The organism is Shinella sp. HZN7, assembly GCF_001652565.1.
In the GTDB taxonomy this organism is placed as follows: Bacteria; Pseudomonadota; Alphaproteobacteria; order Rhizobiales; family Rhizobiaceae; genus Shinella; species Shinella granuli.
The window spans coordinates 1,306,220-1,325,015 of the sequence record NZ_CP015736.1 but is presented as its reverse complement, the minus strand read 5'-3'; the positions used below and the strand labels follow the sequence as shown (position 1 = coordinate 1,325,015).

At 65.8% G+C, this 18,796-nt stretch carries 19 protein-coding genes; 10 read left to right on the top strand and 9 right to left on the bottom strand.

All coding sequences use genetic code 11. The annotated features are described in order from the left end of the window. The first annotated feature begins 138 nt into the window (after window positions 1-138). The 3 genes from shn_RS06365 (at window position 139) to rsmA (ending at window position 3,021) form a co-directional block, all read left to right on the top strand. On the top strand, window positions 139-1,077 hold the full coding sequence (locus shn_RS06365; protein WP_064329656.1) for a SurA N-terminal domain-containing protein: 939 nt from the start codon (window positions 139-141) through the stop codon (window positions 1,075-1,077). 82 nt (window positions 1,078-1,159) lie between these two features. Then, window positions 1,160-2,194, top strand: coding sequence for a 4-hydroxythreonine-4-phosphate dehydrogenase PdxA (pdxA, locus tag shn_RS06360; protein ID WP_064329655.1), 1,035 nt, complete (start codon window positions 1,160-1,162; stop codon window positions 2,192-2,194). Then, complete coding sequence (rsmA, locus tag shn_RS06355; protein ID WP_064329654.1) at window positions 2,194-3,021, top strand: 16S rRNA (adenine(1518)-N(6)/adenine(1519)-N(6))-dimethyltransferase RsmA; 828 nt, start codon at window positions 2,194-2,196, stop codon at window positions 3,019-3,021. The genes pdxA and rsmA overlap by 1 nt, the downstream gene beginning before the upstream one ends. A 180-nt stretch (window positions 3,022-3,201) precedes the next feature. On the opposite strand, the gene gmk is transcribed toward rsmA, so the two are convergent. From gmk to fabD, 7 genes are all read right to left on the bottom strand, one after another. After that, window positions 3,202-3,861, bottom strand: a complete 660-nt coding sequence (gene gmk, locus shn_RS06350) for a guanylate kinase (RefSeq protein ID WP_064329653.1) — start codon at window positions 3,859-3,861, stop codon at window positions 3,202-3,204. A 3-nt stretch (window positions 3,862-3,864) separates the two neighbouring features. After that, on the bottom strand, window positions 3,865-4,752 hold the full coding sequence (locus shn_RS06345; protein WP_064329652.1) for a YicC/YloC family endoribonuclease: 888 nt from the start codon (window positions 4,750-4,752) through the stop codon (window positions 3,865-3,867). A gap of 238 nt (window positions 4,753-4,990) precedes the next feature. Beyond that, a complete protein-coding gene (gene mltG / locus shn_RS06340) occupies window positions 4,991-6,172 on the bottom strand; it encodes an endolytic transglycosylase MltG (RefSeq protein ID WP_064329651.1) in 1,182 nt (393 codons plus the stop codon). Between the two features lie 232 nt (window positions 6,173-6,404). Further along, window positions 6,405-7,664 carry a beta-ketoacyl-ACP synthase II gene (fabF, locus tag shn_RS06335; RefSeq protein WP_064329650.1) on the bottom strand — a complete coding sequence of 420 codons (1,260 nt, stop codon included), beginning with the start codon at window positions 7,662-7,664 and terminating at the stop codon, window positions 6,405-6,407. Window positions 7,665-7,772: 108 nt separating this feature from the next. Then, window positions 7,773-8,009 carry an acyl carrier protein gene (locus tag shn_RS06330; RefSeq protein WP_003531676.1) on the bottom strand — a complete coding sequence of 79 codons (237 nt, stop codon included), beginning with the start codon at window positions 8,007-8,009 and terminating at the stop codon, window positions 7,773-7,775. A 295-nt stretch (window positions 8,010-8,304) separates the two neighbouring features. Next, complete coding sequence (gene fabG, locus shn_RS06325; protein WP_064329649.1) at window positions 8,305-9,042, bottom strand: 3-oxoacyl-[acyl-carrier-protein] reductase; 738 nt, start codon at window positions 9,040-9,042, stop codon at window positions 8,305-8,307. Between the two features lie 121 nt (window positions 9,043-9,163). After that, entirely contained in the window at window positions 9,164-10,105 is a 942-nt protein-coding gene (gene fabD, locus shn_RS06320) for an ACP S-malonyltransferase (RefSeq protein WP_064329648.1), read from the bottom strand. A 195-nt stretch (window positions 10,106-10,300) separates the two neighbouring features. Between fabD and shn_RS06315 the strand changes: the two genes are divergently transcribed. Beyond that, window positions 10,301-11,344 (top strand): aldo/keto reductase, encoded by a 1,044-nt coding sequence (locus tag shn_RS06315; protein WP_064329647.1) that lies wholly within the window; start codon window positions 10,301-10,303, stop codon window positions 11,342-11,344. A gap of 250 nt (window positions 11,345-11,594) precedes the next feature. Here the strand turns inward: shn_RS06315 and shn_RS06310 are convergent, their stop codons facing one another. Next, a complete protein-coding gene (locus shn_RS06310; RefSeq protein ID WP_064329646.1) occupies window positions 11,595-11,948 on the bottom strand; it encodes a hypothetical protein in 354 nt (117 codons plus the stop codon). A gap of 381 nt (window positions 11,949-12,329) precedes the next feature. On the opposite strand from shn_RS06310, the gene rpsF reads away from it, so the two are divergent. The 6 genes from rpsF (at window position 12,330) to shn_RS06280 (ending at window position 18,129) form a co-directional block, all read left to right on the top strand. Continuing rightward, window positions 12,330-12,782, top strand: a complete 453-nt coding sequence (rpsF, locus tag shn_RS06305; protein ID WP_023515802.1) for a 30S ribosomal protein S6 — start codon at window positions 12,330-12,332, stop codon at window positions 12,780-12,782. A gap of 24 nt (window positions 12,783-12,806) precedes the next feature. Next, window positions 12,807-13,055 (top strand): 30S ribosomal protein S18, encoded by a 249-nt coding sequence (gene rpsR / locus shn_RS06300; protein ID WP_023515801.1) that lies wholly within the window; start codon window positions 12,807-12,809, stop codon window positions 13,053-13,055. Between the two features lie 212 nt (window positions 13,056-13,267). Next, window positions 13,268-14,242, top strand: coding sequence for a DUF2232 domain-containing protein (locus tag shn_RS06295; protein WP_064329645.1), 975 nt, complete (start codon window positions 13,268-13,270; stop codon window positions 14,240-14,242). 22 nt (window positions 14,243-14,264) lie between these two features. Then, window positions 14,265-14,840: a 50S ribosomal protein L9 gene (rplI, locus tag shn_RS06290; protein ID WP_064329644.1), complete on the top strand. Its 576-nt coding sequence runs from the start codon at window positions 14,265-14,267 to the stop codon at window positions 14,838-14,840. Between the two features lie 315 nt (window positions 14,841-15,155). Next, on the top strand, window positions 15,156-16,442 hold the full coding sequence (locus shn_RS06285; RefSeq protein WP_064329643.1) for a cyclopropane-fatty-acyl-phospholipid synthase family protein: 1,287 nt from the start codon (window positions 15,156-15,158) through the stop codon (window positions 16,440-16,442). Between the two features lie 187 nt (window positions 16,443-16,629). Further along, window positions 16,630-18,129 carry a replicative DNA helicase gene (locus tag shn_RS06280; protein WP_064329642.1) on the top strand — a complete coding sequence of 500 codons (1,500 nt, stop codon included), beginning with the start codon at window positions 16,630-16,632 and terminating at the stop codon, window positions 18,127-18,129. Between the two features lie 16 nt (window positions 18,130-18,145). On the opposite strand, the gene shn_RS06275 is transcribed toward shn_RS06280, so the two are convergent. Further along, window positions 18,146-18,733 carry a hypothetical protein gene (locus tag shn_RS06275; protein WP_145925879.1) on the bottom strand — a complete coding sequence of 196 codons (588 nt, stop codon included), beginning with the start codon at window positions 18,731-18,733 and terminating at the stop codon, window positions 18,146-18,148. Between the last annotated feature and the right edge of the window lie 63 nt (window positions 18,734-18,796).

The window sequence follows — 18,796 nt, the reverse complement described above, 5'->3', positions numbered from 1 at the left end:
CGCGCTCTTGTCATCGTTTGGCCGCATGTATTATGCACATCCGGGAGAAACGCCCGCCGGTGAAGGCCGCCTGCATGGACGGCATTCCCGCACGAACGATACCGGTGCGCGCGAAACGGGTTTGGGAAAGGGACTGGCATGACGGGCAGACACTCTCTGGTTCGCTCCATGATGATGGGCGTGGCGCTTGCCGCCGCGGCGACGATCGCGGTTCCGGCCGGCACGGTCCAGGCGGCGAGCGGGATCGTCGCCGTCGTCAACAACACACCGGTCACGTCAGGCGAGATCGAGCGCCGCGCCGCCTTCCTTCGCCTGCAGCGCGCTGGCGGCAATCTGCGCGCCAAGGCCCGCGAGCAGATGATCGACGAAGTGCTGAAGCGCGGCGAGATCCTGCGCCTCAAGATGTCCGTCAGCAGCGCCGAGGTGGACGCCGCCTATGCCCGCTTTGCCGCCTCCAACAAGATGTCGGTCCAGCAGCTCGGCGAGATCCTCAGCCGCGCCGGCGTCGGCTCGGATCACTTCAAGCAGTATATCGCCATCCAGATGAGCTGGCCGCGCGTCGTCAACGCCCGCTACGGCGCCGCCAAGGACAGCAAGACGCTCGTCCAGCGCATGCAGGAGAACGGCGGCAAGAAACCGGTCACCACCGAATATTTCCTCAAGCAGGTCATCTTCGTCGTGCCGGAGAAGCGCCGCAACGCCATTCTCGGCAAGCGCAAGCAGGAGGCGGAAGCCTCGCGCTCGAAGTTCCCCGGCTGCGAGCAGGCCAAGGTCTTCGCCGCCACCATGCGCGACGTCTCGATCCGCGACCTCGGCCGCGTGCTGGCGCCGGAAATGCCGGAGGACTGGAAGCCGCTCGTCGAGAAGGCGAACGGCATGACGACGGGCACGCGCGTCACCGAGCGCGGCGTCGAATATCTCGCCATCTGCAAGAAGCGCGAAGTCAACGACGACGTGGCGGCCGAGATGGTCTTCCGCGCCGAGGACCTCAGCAAGGCCAAGGGCAACGAGGGCGACGAGAACAGCCAGAAGTACATCGCCGAACTGCGCAAGAAGGCGACGATCACCGAACGCTGATGCCGGAGCCGCGGCCACCCGCGCCCGCCACGGGCGCCGCGGCCGGGACGTTCCTCCTCCAACCCGCTGACGGCAGGGCCCCATGACGACGACAAGTTTTCCTCCGCTGGCGCTCACCATGGGCGATCCGGCGGGGATCGGGCCGGATATAACGCTCGCCCTGTGGTCGGCCCGCAAGACCCTGTCCCTGCCGCCTTTCCTCTTCCTCGGTGATGCCGCGGTGTTGCGCGCGCGCGCCGTCGCCCTCGGGCTCGATGTTCCCGTCGCGGCGGCGGAGCCCGAGACGGCGGCAGCCCTCTTCCCGGACGCCCTGCCGGTGCTTGCCCGCGATTGCGCCGTGCCGGCCGTGGCCGGTTCACCCGATTCCCGCAATGCCGCCGCCATCACCGGCGCGATCGAGGCCGCGGTCGCCCTGACGCTCGCCGGCCGCACCGCCGCCGTGGTGACGAACCCGATCGCCAAGGCCGTACTCTACGATGCCGGCTTCGGCTTTCCCGGCCACACGGAGTTCCTCGCCGACCTCGCCGCCAAGGCGACCGGCCGGCAGGCCCTGCCCGTCATGCTGCTGGCCGGGCCGAAGCTGCGCAGCGTTCCCGTCACCATCCACATTCCCCTGAAGGACGTGCCTGACGCGCTGACGGAAGAACTGATCGTGGAAACGGCCACCATCACCGAACGGGACCTGCGCCGGCGTTTCGGCATCGCCCGCCCGCGCCTTGCCCTTGCCGGGCTCAACCCGCATGCCGGCGAAGGCGGTGCGCTGGGCCTTGAGGACGACGCCATCGTGCGCCCGGCCGTGGAGCGGCTCAAGGCGGCCGGCATCGACGCCGTCGGCCCGCTGCCGGCCGATACCATGTTCCACGACGCCGCCCGCGCCACCTATGACGTGGCGCTCTGCATGTATCACGACCAGGCGCTGATCCCGGCCAAGGCGCTCGGTTTCGACGATTCCGTCAATGCCACGCTGGGCCTGCCTTTCATCCGCACCTCGCCGGACCACGGCACGGCCTTTTCGCTTGCCGGCAAGGGCATCGCCAGGCCCGACAGCCTGCTCGCCGCCCTCCGCCTTGCCCACGACCTCGCCCGGCATGAACGGGCCGCGAAGGAGACTGCCTGATGGCCGCACTCGACGGGCTGCCGCCGCTCCGCGACGTCATCCAGCGCCACGGGCTGGACGCGAAGAAGGCGCTCGGCCAGAACTTCCTGCTCGATCTCAACCTCACTCAGAAGATCGCCCGCGCCGCCGGCCCGATCGAGGACCATACGGTGATCGAGGTCGGCCCCGGCCCGGGCGGCCTGACGCGCGCGATCCTCGCGCTCGGCGCCAAGCGGGTGATCGCCATCGAGCGCGACGCGCGCTGCCTGCCGGCGCTGGCGGAGATTTCGGAGCATTATCCGGGCCGCCTGACGGTCATCGAAGGGGACGCGCTGAAGACGGATTTCGAGGCGCTGGCGCCGGGCGAGCCGGTGCGCATCATCGCCAACCTGCCCTACAATGTCGGCACGCAGCTTCTCGTCAACTGGCTGCTGCCGAAGGCCTGGCCGCCCTTCTGGGACTCGCTGACGCTGATGTTCCAGCGCGAGGTGGGCCTGCGCATCGTGGCGGAAGAGAATGACGACCATTACGGCCGGCTCGGCGTGCTCTCAGGCTGGCGCACCCATGCCCGCATGGCCTTCGACGTGCCGCCCCAGGCCTTCACGCCGCCGCCGAAGGTCACCTCCTCCGTCGTGCATCTGGAGCCGGTGGCAAACCCCTTGCCCTGCGACGTCGCCGCGCTGGAGCGCGTCACCCACGCCGCCTTCGGCCAGCGCCGCAAGATGCTGCGCCAGAGCGTCAAGTCGCTCGGCGGCGAGGCCCTGCTGGCGCGCGCCGACATCGATCCGCAGCGGCGGGCGGAGACGTTGAGCGTGGAAGAATTCGTGCGGCTGGCGAACGCGCTGTAAGGTTTAAGCGGCCTCTCATCCGGCCTGCCGGCCACCTTCTCCCCGCAAGCGGGGCGAAGGGATATGCCGCGCCGGTTTCCCCAGCCAAGACCCGTTCGTTTGGCAAGTCCCCTCTCCCCGCTTGCGGGGAGAGGGTTAGGGTGAGGGGCAATCCCGCGTAAAGAGGATGCGGACGAACGCCTACAAAACCGGCTTCTCCGTCACCAGCTTGGTCACGAACTCGAACAGCCCGTGCCGCCGGTCGCGGCGCAGGCGTTCGGCCTTGACGATGCTCTGCACGGCATCGAAGGCGACGGAGAGGTCGTCGTTGAGGATGACATAGTCGTATTCCCGCCAGTGCTCGATTTCGGCGCGGGAATTGGCAAGGCGCGTCTGGATGACCTCCTCCGTATCCTCGGCCCGGCGGTGCAGGCGCGACTGCAGCTCGGTCATCGAGGGCGGCAGGATGAAGATCGAGACGACGTCGGCCGGCATCTTCTCCTGCAATTGCTGGGCGCCCTGCCAGTCGATGTCGAACAGCATGTCGCGGCCGGCGGACATCGCCTCCTCCACCGGCTCGCGCGGCGTGCCGTAGAAATTGCCGTGCACCTCGGCCCATTCGAGCAGCGCGTCGCTGTCGCGCAGCCGCTCGAATTCCTTGTGGTTGATGAAGTGGTAGTGGCGGCCGGCGATCTCGCTCGCCCGGCGCTGGCGCGTGGTGACGCTGACCGACAGGCTGAGGCCCGGATCGGCTTCCAGCAGGTTGCGCGCGATGGTCGACTTGCCGGCGCCCGACGGCGAGGAGATGACGAGCATGAGCCCGCGGCGTTCGATGTGGATATGCTTCGACGGCTCGGCCATGGCCTACTCCAGATTCTGGACCTGTTCCCTGAACTGGTCGATGACGACCTTCAGTTCGATACCCGCAGCCGTTACAGCAGCGGCGTTCGACTTGGAACAGATCGTATTCGATTCCCGGTTAAATTCCTGTGCGAGAAAATCGAGCTTGCGGCCGATCGGCCCGCCCTCGGCGATCAGCTCGCGCGCCGCCGCGACATGCGCCTTCAGCCGGTCGATCTCCTCGCGCAGGTCCGCCTTGGTGGCAATGAGCGCCGCTTCCTGGTGCAGGCGGTCGCGGTCGAGCGCCGTCGTTCCCTGCAGGAGCGTGGCGACCTGCGCGGAAAGCCGCTCGGCGATGGCCGGGACGCTGCGCGAGGGATCGGCTTCGACGGTCGCCGTCAGCGTCTCGATGCGGGCGACCTGGCCGAGCAGCACCCCGGCGAGCGCCGCGCCCTCCTTGCGGCGCATCTCGGCAAGACATCGGATCGCCTCGGACAGCCCCGCGCGGATATCGGCATCGCGCGCCGCGCGCTCGGCCTCGCTCTCGTCCGTCTCGCGGAAGTCGACGACGCCGCGCACGGTGAGCAGCGTGTCGAGCCTGAGCGGCGCCGGATCGATCATGCCGGCCAGTTGCTCGCGCAGCGCCAGCACGGCGGCAAGCGCACCCTGGTTCACCACCGCCTCGACCTGCGCCTCGCTGACACTCACGGAAAGCCCGATCTGCAGGTTGCCACGCGCAAGGCTTTCGCCGGCAAGGCGCCGCACGTCGCCCTCCAGCGCCTCGAAGCCGGGCGGCAGGCGCAGCCTGATGTCGAGGCCCTTGCCGTTGACCGAGCGCAGCTCCCATGCCCAGCGCGTGCGCCCGCTGGTTCCCTCGACCCGCGCAAAGCCGGTCATCGATTGCAATGTCATGTCGTCCTCCAGTGGCGCCCGGCGACGGCAGGTCGAACCGGAAGGCGGGGCAGCCGAAACGCGCGGCAGGCGCGCAAAACCATCTCCCAAAGTGGAGCAGTTTCACGGGGTTGGAAACCGGGCAGCGTATGGAACGTCGCGCGATCCACATCAAAGGTGAGGATGAGCCGGAAGGCATGCCCCTGAAAACAAGATGGCCCCGGGGATACCGGGGCCGTCCTGCAAGAATGGAGGGTATTTATTGCGACCCCGCGGCTTCCGCCTCTTTCGCGGCCTCGGCCGCCTTTTCCGCTTCCAGCTTGCGCCAGCGGCGGACATTCTGGTTGTGCTCTTCCAGCGTCTCGGCGAAGACATGGCCGCCGGTGCCGTCGGCGACGAAATAGAGGTCCGGCGTGCGCGAGGGGTTGGCGACCGCTTCCAGAGCGGCCCGGCCCGGATTGGCGATCGGCGTCGGCGGCAGGCCCTTGATGATATAGGTGTTGAACGGCGTCTGCTTTTCGAGATCCGACTGGAAGATCGGGCGGTTGGCCGGTTTGCCGTCGCCGCCGAAGATGCCGTAGATGATCGTCGGGTCGGATTGCAGACGCATGCCCTTGTCCAGGCGGTTGAGGAAGACCGAGGCGACGCGCGGCCGCTCGTCGGCCCGGCCCGTCTCCTTCTCGACGATCGAGGCGAGCGTGACGAATTCCTCGCGCGTGGCGATCGGCAGGTTGTCGTCGCGGCGCTCCCAGATCTGGTCGATCAGCGCCTTCTGCGCGTCCTGCATCTGGTGAAGGATATCGGCGCGCTTGGTGCCGCGCGAGAACTTGTAGGTGTCGGGCATCAGCGAGCCTTCGACCGGCAGGTCCGCCGGCAGGTCGCCTTCGAGCACGGGATCGTCCTGCAGGCGCTTGAAGACCTGCTTGACCGTCAGCCCCTCCGGCACGGAGACGCTGTAGAGGATCGACTTGCCGGATTTCAGGAGCTCAACGATCTCGCGCATCGTCGCGCCGGCCTTGATCTCGTATTCGCCGGCCTTCAGCGTCTCGCCGTCGAGATAGATGCGCGAGAGCACGCGGAAGACGCGGCTGTCGGTGATGACGTTGTTGCGCTCGAGATTGGCCGCGATCTCGTTCGTGCCGGCGCCGGCGCGCACGATGAAGTTCGTGTTGGCCGTCAGCGGGCCCGGCTCCTCATAGCTCTTCACGCCGTAATAGAAGATGCCGATGCCGATGATCGTGGCGAAGACGACCACGGTCATGACGAAATTCAGGAAGATGACGATCTGGCTGCGCGCCTTGCGCGAGCGGCGACGGCTCGGCGGCTGCGGCACCTGCTCCGGCCGAAGGGCCTCGTTGGCGGATTTGGGGATGATGCGCGACTGGCCGGAGGCCTCGCCGCGGCCAAACTGCGTCTCGCCGGGTTCGTTCGTGTCGCTCACGGACTGTCCTCATGTTCGGGCATTGCTCGATGCTATCGATCAGAGCAATACGGCAAAAGCGGGATGAACCCGCTGCATATATCGATGCTCCGAGCATCCCCCTCATCCGGCCCTTCGGGCCACCTTCTCCCGGCGGGGGAGAAGGAAGGGAGGATGCGGCGTCTCGGTTCTCCCCTTCTCCCCCGCGGGGAGAAGGTGCCGGCAGGCGGGTGACGGGGCTTGCCGGCGGCGTTCAGGCGTAGCGCTTGAGAACCAGCGATGCGTTCGTTCCGCCGAAGCCGAACGAATTGGACAGCGCCACGTTGATCTCGCGCTTGCGGGCCTTGTGCGGCACCAGGTCGATCGCCGTCTCGACGTCGGGATTGTCGAGGTTCAGCGTCGGCGGGGCGATATTGTCACGGATCGCCAGCGCGGTGAAGATCGCCTCGACCGCACCGGCGGCCCCCAGGAGATGGCCGATCGCCGACTTGGTGGACGACATGGAGACGCGCGAGGCGGCATCGCCGACAAGGCGCTCCACCGCGCCGAGCTCGATCGTGTCGGCCATGGTGGAGGTGCCGTGCGCATTGATGTAGTCGAGCTCGCTCGCCGGGATGCCGGCGCGCTTCAGCGCCATCTGCATGCAGCGATAGGCGCCGTCGCCGTCCTCGGACGGGGCGGTGATGTGATAGGCGTCGCCGGAAAGGCCGTAACCGACGACTTCCGCATAGATCTTCGCGCCGCGCGCCTTCGCGTGTTCCAGCTCTTCCAGGACGACGACGCCGGCGCCCTCGCCCATGACGAAGCCGTCGCGGTCCTTGTCATAGGGGCGCGAGGCGGCGGTCGGGTCGTCGTTGCGCTCCGTCGAGAGCGCCTTGCAGGCGGCAAAGCCGGCGAGCGCGATGCGGCAGATCGGCGATTCGGCGCCGCCCGCCACCATGACGTCGGCGTCGCCGAGCGCGATCAGCCGGCTGGCGTCGCCGATGGCGTGCGCGCCGGTCGAGCAGGCGGTGACGACGGAATGGTTCGGGCCGCGCAGCTTGTGCTTGATCGAGACCTGGCCGGAGGCAAGGTTGATCAGGCGGCCGGGAATGAAGAAGGGCGAGACGCGGCGCGGGCCCTTGTCGCGCAGCGTATAGCCGGCCTCGACGATGCCATCGAGGCCGCCGATGCCGGAGCCGATGAGCACGCCGGTCGCGATCTGGTCCTCGTCGGTCGTCGGGTGCCAGCCGGCATCGGCCAGCGCCATGTCGGCGGCCGCGACGGCGTAGACGATGAAGGGATCGACCTTGCGCTGCTCCTTCGGCTCCATCCACTGGTCGGCATTGTAGGTGCCGTCGGTGCCGTCGCCGAGCGGGATCGAGCAGGCAATCTTCGCGGGGAGGTCGTCGACCTCGAAGGTGGTCACCCTGGCGGCACCGCTACGGCCTTCGAGAAGCCGGCTCCAGGTAACTTCGGTGCCACAGCCAAGCGGGGATACCATGCCGGTACCCGTGATAACGACACGCCTCATCGTCCGTGATCCACCCTTATGTATTCTATATCTATTGCCCCAAGAGGAGGTGCGGTCCCGGGCGGGACCGGGACGGACCGCCCGAAAGGCGGCCCGCCGGAAGTCAGATCAGGCCTGGGCCTTCTCGATGAACTTGACGGCGTCGCCGACCGTCAGGATCGAGTCGGCGGCATCGTCCGGGATCTCGACGCCGAATTCTTCTTCGAACGCCATGACCAGTTCGACGGTGTCGAGCGAGTCCGCGCCAAGATCATCGATGAAGCTTGCGCCTTCGCTGACCTTTTCGGCGTCAACGCCCAGATGATCAATGACAATTTTCTTTACGCGTTCTGCGATATCGCTCATGTCGGATTCCTCGACCTTTGTTTTTGATCGGCGCCTGTCACGGCACCGGACACTCAACACGCCCGATGTGCCTCAAGAACACATCCGGCAATCCCTTCAACCGGGCCATTCAACTGGCAATGCGGCATCGGCGATACTGTTCCGTACCACCGGATCGCTCGGGCATTTACCGGTCGACTGCTGACAGTCATGGCCCGATTAACACGGTTTAAGTCTGCCGCAAAGTCCGAAAATGCCCGGCGCGCCAGCGGTCAACATGCTATTCATGCTGCAACGCCGGGCACTTGGCCCTGCATCAGATCATCGCCATGCCGCCGTTCACGTGCAGCGTCTGGCCCGTCATGTAGGACGCTTCCGACGAGGCGAGATAGGCGACGGCGGAGGCGACTTCCGCGCCGGTTCCCATGCGCTTCATCGGGATGGCGCCCATGATCGCTTCCTTCTGCTTGTCGTTCAGCTTGCCGGTCATGGCGCTTTCGATGAAACCGGGGGCGACGCAGTTGACGGTGACGTTGCGCGTCGCGATCTCCTGCGCCAGCGACTTGGTGAAGCCGATCATGCCGGCCTTGGAGGCGCAGTAGTTCGCCTGGCCCGGATTGCCGGTGACGCCGACGACGGAGGTGATGTTGATGATGCGGCCGTAACGGCGGCGCATCATCGGGTGGGTGAGCTCGCGCGTCAGGCGGAAGACGGCCGTGAGGTTCACTTCCAGAACCGCATCCCAGTCGTCGTCGCTCATGCGCACGAACAGGCCGTCCTTCGTGATGCCGGCATTGTTGACGAGGATGTCGACGCCGCCGAGCTCGGCCTCGGCCTTCTCGCCGAGCGCCTTGACCTCGGCGCGGTCGGAAAGGTTGGCCGGAAAGATGTGGACGCGTTCGCCGAGTTCATTGGCAAGCGTTTCCAGCTTCTCGACGCGCGTGCCGTGCAGGCCGACGATGGCGCCCTGGGCATGGAGGATGCGGGCGATCTCTTCGCCGATGCCGCCGGAAGCGCCGGTAACGAGAGCCTTGCGGCCGGAAAGGTCAAACATGGATAGGCTCCTGTGTGTTGAGCGAATGGAAACAGGAATTAGGCAGTAGGAATTAGGCAATAGGGATGCTCATTCGAAGCCGATTCCAGACCCTATTGCCTATTGCCTATTGCCTAATTCCTCAGATCAGTGCCGACAACGCATTGTCGATATCCGCCGGGCCGTTGATCGCGATGCCGGTGACGGACTTGTCGATGCGGCGGGCAAGGCCGGTCAGCACCTTGCCGGAGCCGACTTCATAAAGCGTGTTGACGTTGTTCGCCGCGAACCATTCGACCGTCTCGCGCCAGCGCACCTGGCCGGTGACCTGCTCGACGAGCAGGCGCACGATCTCGTCGGGGTCGCTCACCGGCGCCGCGCGCACATTGGCGACGACCGGCACGACCGGCGCCTTCGCCGACACGCCCGCCAGCGCCTCGCGCATGGCATCGGCGGCCGGGGCCATCAGGGCGGAATGGAAGGGCGCGGAGACGGTGAGCATCAGCGCGCGCTTTGCACCCTTTTCCGTCGCGAGCCGCGCGGCGACCTCGACGGCCGGCTTGGAGCCGGAGATGACGAGCTGGCCGCCGCCATTGTCATTGGCGATCTGGCAGCTACCGCCGGTGGAGGCTTCCTTGCAGACGGCTTCGACATCCGCCTGTTCCAGGCCGATGATGGCGGCCATGGCGCCCTCGCCCACCGGCACGGCGGACTGCATGGCATTGCCGCGGATGCGCAGCAGCCGCGCGGTATCGGCCAGCGTGAAGGTGCCGGCGGCACAGAGCGCCGAATACTCGCCGAGCGAATGGCCGGCGACATAGGAGACCTGGTCCTTCAGCGACAGGCCGCGCGCCTCGAGCACGCGCATGACGGCGATCGACACGGCCATCAGCGCCGGCTGGGCGTTCGCCGTCAGCGTCAATGTCTCTTCCGGTCCCTCGAACATGATGGCGGAAAGCTTCTGGCCGAGGGCCTCGTCGACCTCCGCGAAAACGGCGCGCGCCTCGGGGAAGGTTTCGGCGAGATCCTTGCCCATGCCGACGGCCTGGCTGCCCTGGCCGGGGAAGGTGAATGCTACGCTCATAGGGGTGTCTCCCGTCTCATGTTTTCTTTTCCATTCACATTCCGGCCCGGCGAGTCAAGGCGTGCGGCGGGCTTCAGGCACCCCGAAGCCGGCATTTCCAAGGCCTTCGCACAGGGAAAAGGCGCTTTGCATCTTGCGCTTCGCAAAGAGAGCCGCCTACAGTCGCGCCGTTCCCACAACAGGATTTCTCCTCCCATGAAATACAATCCGCTTGGCCGGACCGGCATCAGCGTGTCGGAAATCTGCCTCGGCACGATGACCTGGGGCTCGCAGAACAGCGAGAAGGACGCGCACGACCAGCTCGACTATGCGTTCGCCCAGGGCGTGAACTTTATCGATACGGCCGAACTCTACCCGACGACCCCGCTTTCCGCCGAAACCTACGGCGATACCGAACGTTTCATCGGGGCCTGGATGCAGGCGCGCGGCAACCGCGACAAGGTCGTCCTCGCCACCAAGGTCGCCGGGCCCGGCCGCCCCTATATCCGCGACGGCGCGCCGATGAGCCGCGCGGGCATCCTCGCAGCAATCGACGGCAGCCTCCGGCGCCTGAAGACCGACCATGTCGACCTCTACCAGTTGCACTGGCCGAACCGCGGGCATTACCACTTCCGCAACGCCTGGAGCTACGACCCGTCGAAGCAGGACCGCGAAAGGGTCGCCGCCGAGCTTCTGGAGATACTCGAAACCGTCGGCGACCTCGTGAAGGCCGGCAAGGTGCGGGCGCTCGGCCTGTCGAACGACACGGCCTGGGGCACGATGCGGATGCTAACGCTCGCCGAGGACAAGGGCTTGCCCCGCGTCGCCTCGATCCAGAACGAATACAACCTGCTCTACCGGGCCTACGACCTCGACCTTGCCGAAGTCTCTCACCACGAGGATATCGGCCTGCTCGCCTATTCGCCGCTCGCCGCGGGGCTCCTCACCGGCAAGTATCTCGACGGCGCCCGGCCGGAGGGTTCGCGCCTGACGAAGAACGGCGATCTCGGCGGCCGCTACCAGCCGCTGCAGGAGCCGGCCGTGCGCGCCTATGTGGAGCTGGCGAAGGAGCACGGGCTCGACCCCGCCCAGATGGCCCTCGCCTTCTGCCTGACACGGCCCTTCATGGCCTCCGTCATCATCGGCGCGACGTCGATGGAGCAATTGAAGACGGATATCGGCGCGGCGGACGTCACGCTCCCGCCCGACGTGCTGAACGGCATCCGCCGCATCCACCGGCTCTATCCGGCGCCGATGTGAAGCGAGTGCTTATGGCGTAAAGTGGGAATGCCGCGTGGATCCTCGGCTCAAGGCCGAGGATGACGAAAGAAGCGAGGCAAGAGGATCGCAGGAAAGGGTGCCGCATACCGCGCCGTTCAATGCATCGGAAGCCTCCGCCTTCCCTCCGTCATCCTCGGCCTTGAGCCGAGGATCCACGCGGCAGGCTCGACCGAGAATCGAGAAACCCGCCGTTTCCGGCGGGTTTTTCTTTTGCCCCATGCGGGTGACGTTACGGGTTTGTGGTGGTTGCACCACCCTCGACACCGCCGTCCGGCTGGCTTTCCAGCGGCTGCGTGCCGGTGGCACCGCCCGTCTGGCCATCCGTGGCCGTGCCGTCGGCCGGCGCCGTGTCGGTGGTGCCGATGGCCGACGTGTTGGCGTTCGGGTCGACGCCGTCACCCGGCGTGCCGCTGCCGACGAAATAGAAGATGCCCACGGCGACGAGCACGGCAAGGATGACGGCCACGGCCCAGCCGCCCGTGCCCCTCCCGCTGCTCTGGTTCACGACGGTCGGTCCGCGATCATCCACCGGGCGCGTGATGCGATCTTCCGGGGGACGATTGACAAGGTTCGGGTCTTGCATGTCGGTCACTCCATCTGGTTGGGTATCTGGTTGGATCGCAATGAACAACGCGGCGTCTTCCTTTTGGTTCCAGCCTGTTGCAAAACGAGGCAGCGCGTTCCGGTCTCAGGTCTTGTATTTTGCTCCGGGTCTTGCTTTCGGCCGGAAAACCCGTATAAGGCGCGCTGTTCAACACACCCGGTCAATCGGCTGGTGGCTGAACGGAGGGCCGGCGATCCGAGAAGACCGCCGTTTGGAGCCAAGGGCTCCGGCCTCCCGTGTCTCCGCTCTCGACCGTCTGGATTAAACGCTTTTCTTGCTTCGGGCTTCTTGAAGCCCCTGAGAACTGTCGTTGAGGCTTGGCGCCGGTTTCGGGTGTAAACGCAAGAAAGGCAAAGCCACATGGCTCTTTACGAACATGTCTTCCTGGCCCGCCAGGACGTGTCCGCCCAGCAGGTCGACGCTCTCGTCGAACAGTACAAGGGTGTGATCGAATCGCTCGGCGGCAAGGTTGGCCGGGTTGAGAACTGGGGCCTCAAGTCCCTCACCTACCGCATCAAGAAGAACCGCAAGGCGCATTACGCGCTGATGGACATCGACGCTCCGGCCGCCGCCATCCACGAGATGGAACGCCAGATGCGCATCAACGAAGACGTTCTTCGTTACATGACCATCGCCGTCGAAGCCCACGAGGAAGGCCCGTCTGCTATGATGCAGAAGCGCGACCGCGACGACCGTCCGCGTCGTGACGGCGACGACCGCGGCCCGCGCCGCGATTTCGGCGACCGTCCGCGCCGCGACTTCGGCGACCGCCCGCCGCGTGGCGACCGTCCGGCCCGCGAAGACCGCGCGTAATCGAAGCAGAAGGAGTTTATTACAATGGCTGATGTTTCTTCCGCTCCGGCACGCCGTCCGTTCCACCGCCGCCGCAAGACCTGCCCCTTCTCGGGCGCGAACGCTCCGAAGATCGACTACAAGGACGTCCGTCTCCTGTCGCGCTACATTTCCGAGCGCGGCAAGATCGTTCCGTCCCGCATCACTGCCGTTTCCCAGAAGAAGCAGCGCGAGCTCGCCAAGGCGATCAAGCGCGCCCGCTTCCTCGGCCTGCTGCCCTACGTCGTAGCGTAAGGGCGTGACTCTGCGGCCTGACTCGACGTCGGGCCGGGACACCTGACTCCGGGGAAGACGGCCCTGCCGCCTTCCCCCTTTCCCTTCCGCGTTGGGCGCGGATCGGAGCCGCCGACCTTGAGAAAGGTCAAAATCCCATGTTGGGGAGACGGTCCTGAACAGGTTTGTCAGGAAACTCCTCTAACTGTCTGACCAGACAGGACAGCGAAGCCGTGAAGACCCTGACGCCGACATCGATTGCGACCGGCCTGATTGCCGGTGTGACCGCCGCTCTGCTTTCGCTGAGCGCGAATGCGCAGTCGACGCTTGCGATCGTGCTTTACGCCGCGTCCGCCCTTCCCATTCTCATTGCCGGCCTCGGCTGGGGCAATGCCAGCGCGCTGATCGCCGTCGTCGCCGGCGGCGCGACCGCCTCCATGCTGGTCTCCTCGCATTTCGCGCTTCTGATCGTCATCATCACGCTGATCCCGGCCGGCTGGCTTTCCAACCTTGCGAACCTGGCGCGCCCCGCCTCCGAACTCGGCGGCCCGGAAGATGCGCTCGCCTGGTATCCGCTGTCCAACATCCTTGCGCACCTTGCCGTCATGGTGACGCTCGGCATGATCGCCGTCGGCGCGATCGTCGGTTACGACAGCGCCATGGCGAGCCAGCTCGTCGACATCGTCATCCAGACGCTGAAGGCGCAGGAGCCGCTCTACAATCCCGACGCTGCCGCCGTCGCGCAGCTGAAGGCCATCTTCGCCCTCGCGCTGCCGCTGGTGCAGGGCGCGCTCTGGGTGTTCCTGCTGTTTGCGGCCTACTACGTCGCGACCTTCATCGTCCGCCTGTCCGGCCGCGGCCTTCGCCCGCGCGAGGACATGCCCTCGACGCTGCGTATGCACCGCAACGCGATCTTCTTCTTCCTCGCCGGCCTCGTCCTCGCCTTCATGGGCGGCGTGCCGGCGATCATCGGCGCGCTCGTCTGCGGCACCTTCGGGGCCGGTTTCGTGCTTGCCGGCTTCGCGAGCCTGCATTTCAGGACGCGCGGCAAGCCGTGGCGGCTTTTTGCCCTGTGGTTCGCCTATCTCTCGGTATTGCTCTTCACGATACCGGTCTTCGCCATCCTCGTCCTGGGCCTGATGGACACGCGGCGCACCATCGCGCTGACGCCCGCCGGCCCGGCGAAAAACAAGAACCAGAATCCCTGAACGTCACGAAAGGAACTCTCACATGGACGTCATTCTCCTCGAACGCATCGCCAAGCTCGGCCAGATGGGCGAAACCGTAAAGGTTCGCGACGGCTTTGCCCGTAACTACCTGCTGCCGCTCGGCAAGGCGCTGCGCGCCAACGAAGCCAACAAGAAGCGCTTCGAATCCGAGCGTGCGACGCTCGAAGCCCGCAACCTCGAGCGCAAGTCGGAAGCCCAGACGGTCGCCGAGAAGCTCGACGGCAAGTCCTTCGTCATCGTCCGCTCCGCCGGCGAAACCGGCCAGCTCTACGGCTCGGTCGCTGCCCGCGACGTCATCGAGACGCTGGCTGCCGAAGGCTTCAACGTCGGCCGCAACCAGGTCGAGCTCAACACCCCGATCAAGGCGATCGGCCTGCACAAGGTCGTCCTGCACCTGCACGCCGAAGTCGAGATCGCCATCGAAGTCAACGTTGCCCGCTCCGCCGACGAAGCCGAGCGCCAGGCCAAGGGCGAAAGCCTGACCTCGGCCGACGCCATCTACGGCGTTGACGAAGACGCCCTGACCGCGGCCGACTTCTTCGACCCGGAAGCCGACGGCGAAGGCGACGAAGCCTGATAACGACAATGAGCCGGCTTTGCCGGCTCATTTGTTTTGGGGCTGCGGGTGAGGCGTGGATCCGCAAGCAAGCCCGCGGTGAAAGCGGGGAGGAGATGCTGCCCCTCTTTCCTCATCCTCGGGCTTGACCGCGAGGATCCACGCGGCGCCTTCGCGCCCTGGCCAGGCGATGGCCAAAAAGCACGGCTTGAAATCTGATTTTTCGCATCAATATTTATACGTCGTTAGACTGGATTGGCGGTCGGGCCGCTTCCCAGGCCGGTTTCCGACCAGACCCGTTCCGCCAGATTTTTTAAGCGCGACGGAGTTTAGCGAATGAAATTCATTGTACAGGCTCTCGTTTCCCGCCTCGTCGAGACCGGAAATCTGACGATCACCTATCCGGACGGCACCAGCCAGAGCTTCGGCGACGGCACCGGAAATCCCGTCCACATGCGTCTCAACACGAAAAAAGCACTCTGGGGCCTCGCCCTCGACCCCGCCTACTATCTCGGGCACCACTATGGCACGGGCGATATCGACATCGTGGAAGGCGATATCTACGGCCTGCTGAAGACCGTCTTCACCGGCAATCCCGATTTCAAATATTACGACAGCCGCTGGAACCATTTCCTGGAGCGGGTGCGCTACCTCTTCCGCTGGGTGCGGGAGAAGAACAGCATCGTGCGCTCGCGCAGGAACGTCCAGCACCACTATGACCTCACCGGCGCGCTCTACGATCTCTTCCTCGATGAGGACCGGCAATATTCCTGCGCCTATTTCGAGCGGCCGGACCAGACGCTGGACGAGGCGCAGCTTGCCAAGAAGCGCCACATCGCGGCCAAGCTCAACATCAACCGCCCGGGCCAGAGCGTGCTTGACATTGGCAGCGGCTGGGGCGGCATGGCGCTCTATCTCGCCCGCCAGCTCGGCGCCAAGGTGACGGGCGTGACGCTCTCCGACGAGCAGCACGCCCTTTCGCAAAAACGGGCGCGCGAGGCCGGATTGACGGGCGAGGTGAACTTCCTGCTGCAGGATTACCGCAACACGGAAGGTCCGTTCGACCGCATCGTCTCCGTCGGCATGTTCGAACATGTCGGCCGGCCGAACTATCTGACCTATTTCCGCAAGAGCGCGTCGCTGCTCAAGCGCGACGGCGTGATGCTGCTGCACACGATCGGCCGCACGGACCGCCCCTCGGCCAACAATCCGTTCATCGAGAAGTACATCTTCCCCGGCGGCTACATCCCTGCCCTCTCGGAGGTCATGCAGGCGGTGGAGAAGAGCGGCCTTGCCGTGACGGACGTGGAGATCCTGCGCCTGCACTATGCCGAAACGCTGCGCCACTGGCGGGAGCGCTTCATGGCCCGGCGCGAGGAGGCGAAGGCCCTTTACGACGAAAAGTTCTGCCGGATCTGGGAGTTCTACCTCGCTGCCTCCGAGAGCGCCTTCCGCTGGCAGAACCTCGTCGTCTTCCAGCTCCAGCTCGTCCACGATCAGGAGGCCGTGCCGCTGACGCGCGAATATATCGGGCGCGGCGAGGATTGCCTCAAGGCGCACGAGGGCAATCCGAAGGGCGAGCGCCGCGGCGCGCGGCAATTCCCGCAGGAAGCCTCGCTCTGAGATTCGGGAGCGAAGTCAACCGAAAGACAGCAGGCCCGGCGCAATCCGGGCTTGCTGTGTTCCTGCCGCCTGTGGAAAAGTCTAAGACCGGGCTTAATGGACGGGGCGAGTCGGAACCGCTTGACCCCCGGCGGCAAAGCAACCAAACCAGCGGCCTTCGCAAACAGGGATGGGGAGATTCGGGACGATGAACGACGCCGTGCGCAAGCTCAACCAGGCCGGCCGCGACAATGCGGAGCTGCATCATCGCGAGGCACCGAACAACATCGAGGCCGAACAGGCGCTGCTCGGCGCGATCCTCGTCAACAACGATGCCTACTACCGCGTCTCGGACTTCCTGAAGCCCATGCACTTCAACGAGCCGCTGCACCGCAAGATCTACGAGCTTGCCGGCGACACGATCCGCATGGGCAAGATCGCGACGACGATCACGCTGAAGACGCACCTGCCGGCCGACGGCAAGGTGGGGGACCTCACGATCCCGCAATATCTCGCGCGCCTTGCCGCCGAAGCGGTGACGATCATCAACGCGGAGGACTACGGCCGGGCGATCTATGACCTGGCGCTCCGCCGTTCGCTGATCAATATCGGCGAGGACATGGTCAACATCGCCTATGACGCGCCGCTCGACATGCCGCCGCAGACCCAGATCGAGGATGCCGAACGGCGCCTGTTCGAGCTGGCCGAGACGGGCCGCTACGACGGCGGCTTCCAGTCCTTCAACGATGCCGTCGCGCTGGCGATCGACATGGCGGGCGCCGCCTTCGAGCGCGACGGCTCGCTGTCGGGCATCTCCACCGGCATCCATTCGCTCGACGCCCGCATGGGCGGCCTGCAGCGCTCCGACCTGATCGTGCTCGCCGGCCGTCCCGGCATGGGCAAGACCTCGCTCGCCACCAACATCGCCTACAACATCGCCGCCGCCTATGAGCCGGAAGTCCAGGCGGACGGCTCGTTCAAGGCGAAGAACGGCGGCGTCGTCGGCTTCTACTCGCTCGAAATGTCCTCCGAACAGCTCGCCACCCGTATCATCTCCGAGCAGACGGAAGTCTCCTCGTCGAAGATCCGCCGCGGCGACATTTCGGAGGCCGATTTCGAAAAGCTCGTCGCCTGCAGTCAAATGATGCAGAAGGTGCCGCTCTATATCGACCAGACCGGCGGCATCTCCATCGCCCAGCTCTCCGCCCGCGCCCGCCGTCTCAAGCGCCAGCGCGGCCTCGATTGCCTCGTGGTGGACTATATCCAGCTCATGACCGGCTCGGGGAAATCGAGCGACAACCGCGTGCAGGAGATCACCCAGATCACGACGGGCCTCAAGGCGCTCGGCAAGGAGCTGAACGTGCCGATCATCGCGCTCTCCCAGCTTTCCCGTCAGGTGGAAAGCCGCGAGGACAAGCGCCCGCAACTGTCAGACCTTCGCGAATCGGGCTCGATCGAGCAGGACGCCGACGTCGTGCTCTTCGTGTTCCGCGAGGAATATTACGTGAAGAACCTCGAACCGCGCGACGAGTTCGACCCGAAATACGAAGAATGGAAGATGCAGTTCGAGAAGGTGAAGGGCACGGCGGACGTGATCATCGCCAAGCAGCGTCACGGGCCCACGGGCACGGTGAAGCTCGCCTTCCAGTCGGAATATACCCGCTTCACCGACCTCGCCGACCCGTCCTTCAGCCAGTACGACCACTGAGGCCGCCCTTGCGACCTCACTTCTTGCCGAAGGCCGGCGCCTTGCAGACGTCGGCCACGATGGCGAGGACGCGCCGGCCACGCGCCCTCTGCTCCTCGTCCATCATCGGCAGGTCCAGCCTGTCCGAACAGGTATCCTCCGAGGCGCTGCTTTGACCCGAGAGCGACATGTGGCTCGAACAATAGAGCCCCTCGCCCGTCAGCACGATCTGCTCCACGTCAGGTGAGGCGAGCGAAACGGGCCTTGTCTCCGCGATCATGTCGTCGATGGAGGCATAGGCGGTGACCGTCGTCACGCGGCCGAGATCGACGAGGCCGAGCGTCAACGTCGCCCATTTTCCCGGGAACTGCAGGGCCGAGGTGGTGCGGGCGCGGCAGGGCGCGCCGGAGACTTCCAGCCGTGTCACCAGCCGTGGCGCATCGGGATTGTCGACGATGGAATAGTAGATGTCCGCGCCCGCCTCGCGCACCGGCGCCGCGCCGTCCTGGGCAAGGCCGAGCAGCACCGCATGCGCCTCGCGCATGGCCGCGTCCGTCGGCACGCTTTCCGCGGCCGGGGCCTTGCCCGCAAGGACGAGGGCCATCGCCCCCACGGCCGTTCTCATCCCTGCCCGCATCGTCTCTCCCTTTCGCGGCGGCACCATAGAGGCCGCTCCTCCCGGCGGCAA

What these genes read in the sequence shown, in the direction of transcription:
- shn_RS06365 (WP_064329656.1), top strand. Translation starts at nt 139, where the DNA reads ATGACGGGCAGACACTCTCTGGTTCGCTCCATGATGATGGGCGTGGCG.
- pdxA (WP_064329655.1), top strand. Translation starts at nt 1,160, where the DNA reads ATGACGACGACAAGTTTTCCTCCGCTGGCGCTCACCATGGGCGATCCG.
- rsmA (WP_064329654.1), top strand. Translation starts at nt 2,194, where the DNA reads ATGGCCGCACTCGACGGGCTGCCGCCGCTCCGCGACGTCATCCAGCGC.
- gmk (WP_064329653.1), bottom strand. Translation starts at nt 3,861, where the DNA reads ATGGCCGAGCCGTCGAAGCATATCCACATCGAACGCCGCGGGCTCATG.
- shn_RS06345 (WP_064329652.1), bottom strand. Translation starts at nt 4,752, where the DNA reads ATGACATTGCAATCGATGACCGGCTTTGCGCGGGTCGAGGGAACCAGC.
- fabF (WP_064329650.1), bottom strand. Translation starts at nt 7,664, where the DNA reads ATGAGGCGTGTCGTTATCACGGGTACCGGCATGGTATCCCCGCTTGGC.
- shn_RS06330 (WP_003531676.1), bottom strand. Translation starts at nt 8,009, where the DNA reads ATGAGCGATATCGCAGAACGCGTAAAGAAAATTGTCATTGATCATCTG.
- fabG (WP_064329649.1), bottom strand. Translation starts at nt 9,042, where the DNA reads ATGTTTGACCTTTCCGGCCGCAAGGCTCTCGTTACCGGCGCTTCCGGC.
- fabD (WP_064329648.1), bottom strand. Translation starts at nt 10,105, where the DNA reads ATGAGCGTAGCATTCACCTTCCCCGGCCAGGGCAGCCAGGCCGTCGGC.
- shn_RS06315 (WP_064329647.1), top strand. Translation starts at nt 10,301, where the DNA reads ATGAAATACAATCCGCTTGGCCGGACCGGCATCAGCGTGTCGGAAATC.
- shn_RS06310 (WP_064329646.1), bottom strand. Translation starts at nt 11,948, where the DNA reads ATGCAAGACCCGAACCTTGTCAATCGTCCCCCGGAAGATCGCATCACG.
- rpsF (WP_023515802.1), top strand. Translation starts at nt 12,330, where the DNA reads ATGGCTCTTTACGAACATGTCTTCCTGGCCCGCCAGGACGTGTCCGCC.
- rpsR (WP_023515801.1), top strand. Translation starts at nt 12,807, where the DNA reads ATGGCTGATGTTTCTTCCGCTCCGGCACGCCGTCCGTTCCACCGCCGC.
- rplI (WP_064329644.1), top strand. Translation starts at nt 14,265, where the DNA reads ATGGACGTCATTCTCCTCGAACGCATCGCCAAGCTCGGCCAGATGGGC.
- shn_RS06285 (WP_064329643.1), top strand. Translation starts at nt 15,156, where the DNA reads ATGAAATTCATTGTACAGGCTCTCGTTTCCCGCCTCGTCGAGACCGGA.
- shn_RS06280 (WP_064329642.1), top strand. Translation starts at nt 16,630, where the DNA reads ATGAACGACGCCGTGCGCAAGCTCAACCAGGCCGGCCGCGACAATGCG.
- shn_RS06275 (WP_145925879.1), bottom strand. Translation starts at nt 18,733, where the DNA reads ATGAGAACGGCCGTGGGGGCGATGGCCCTCGTCCTTGCGGGCAAGGCC.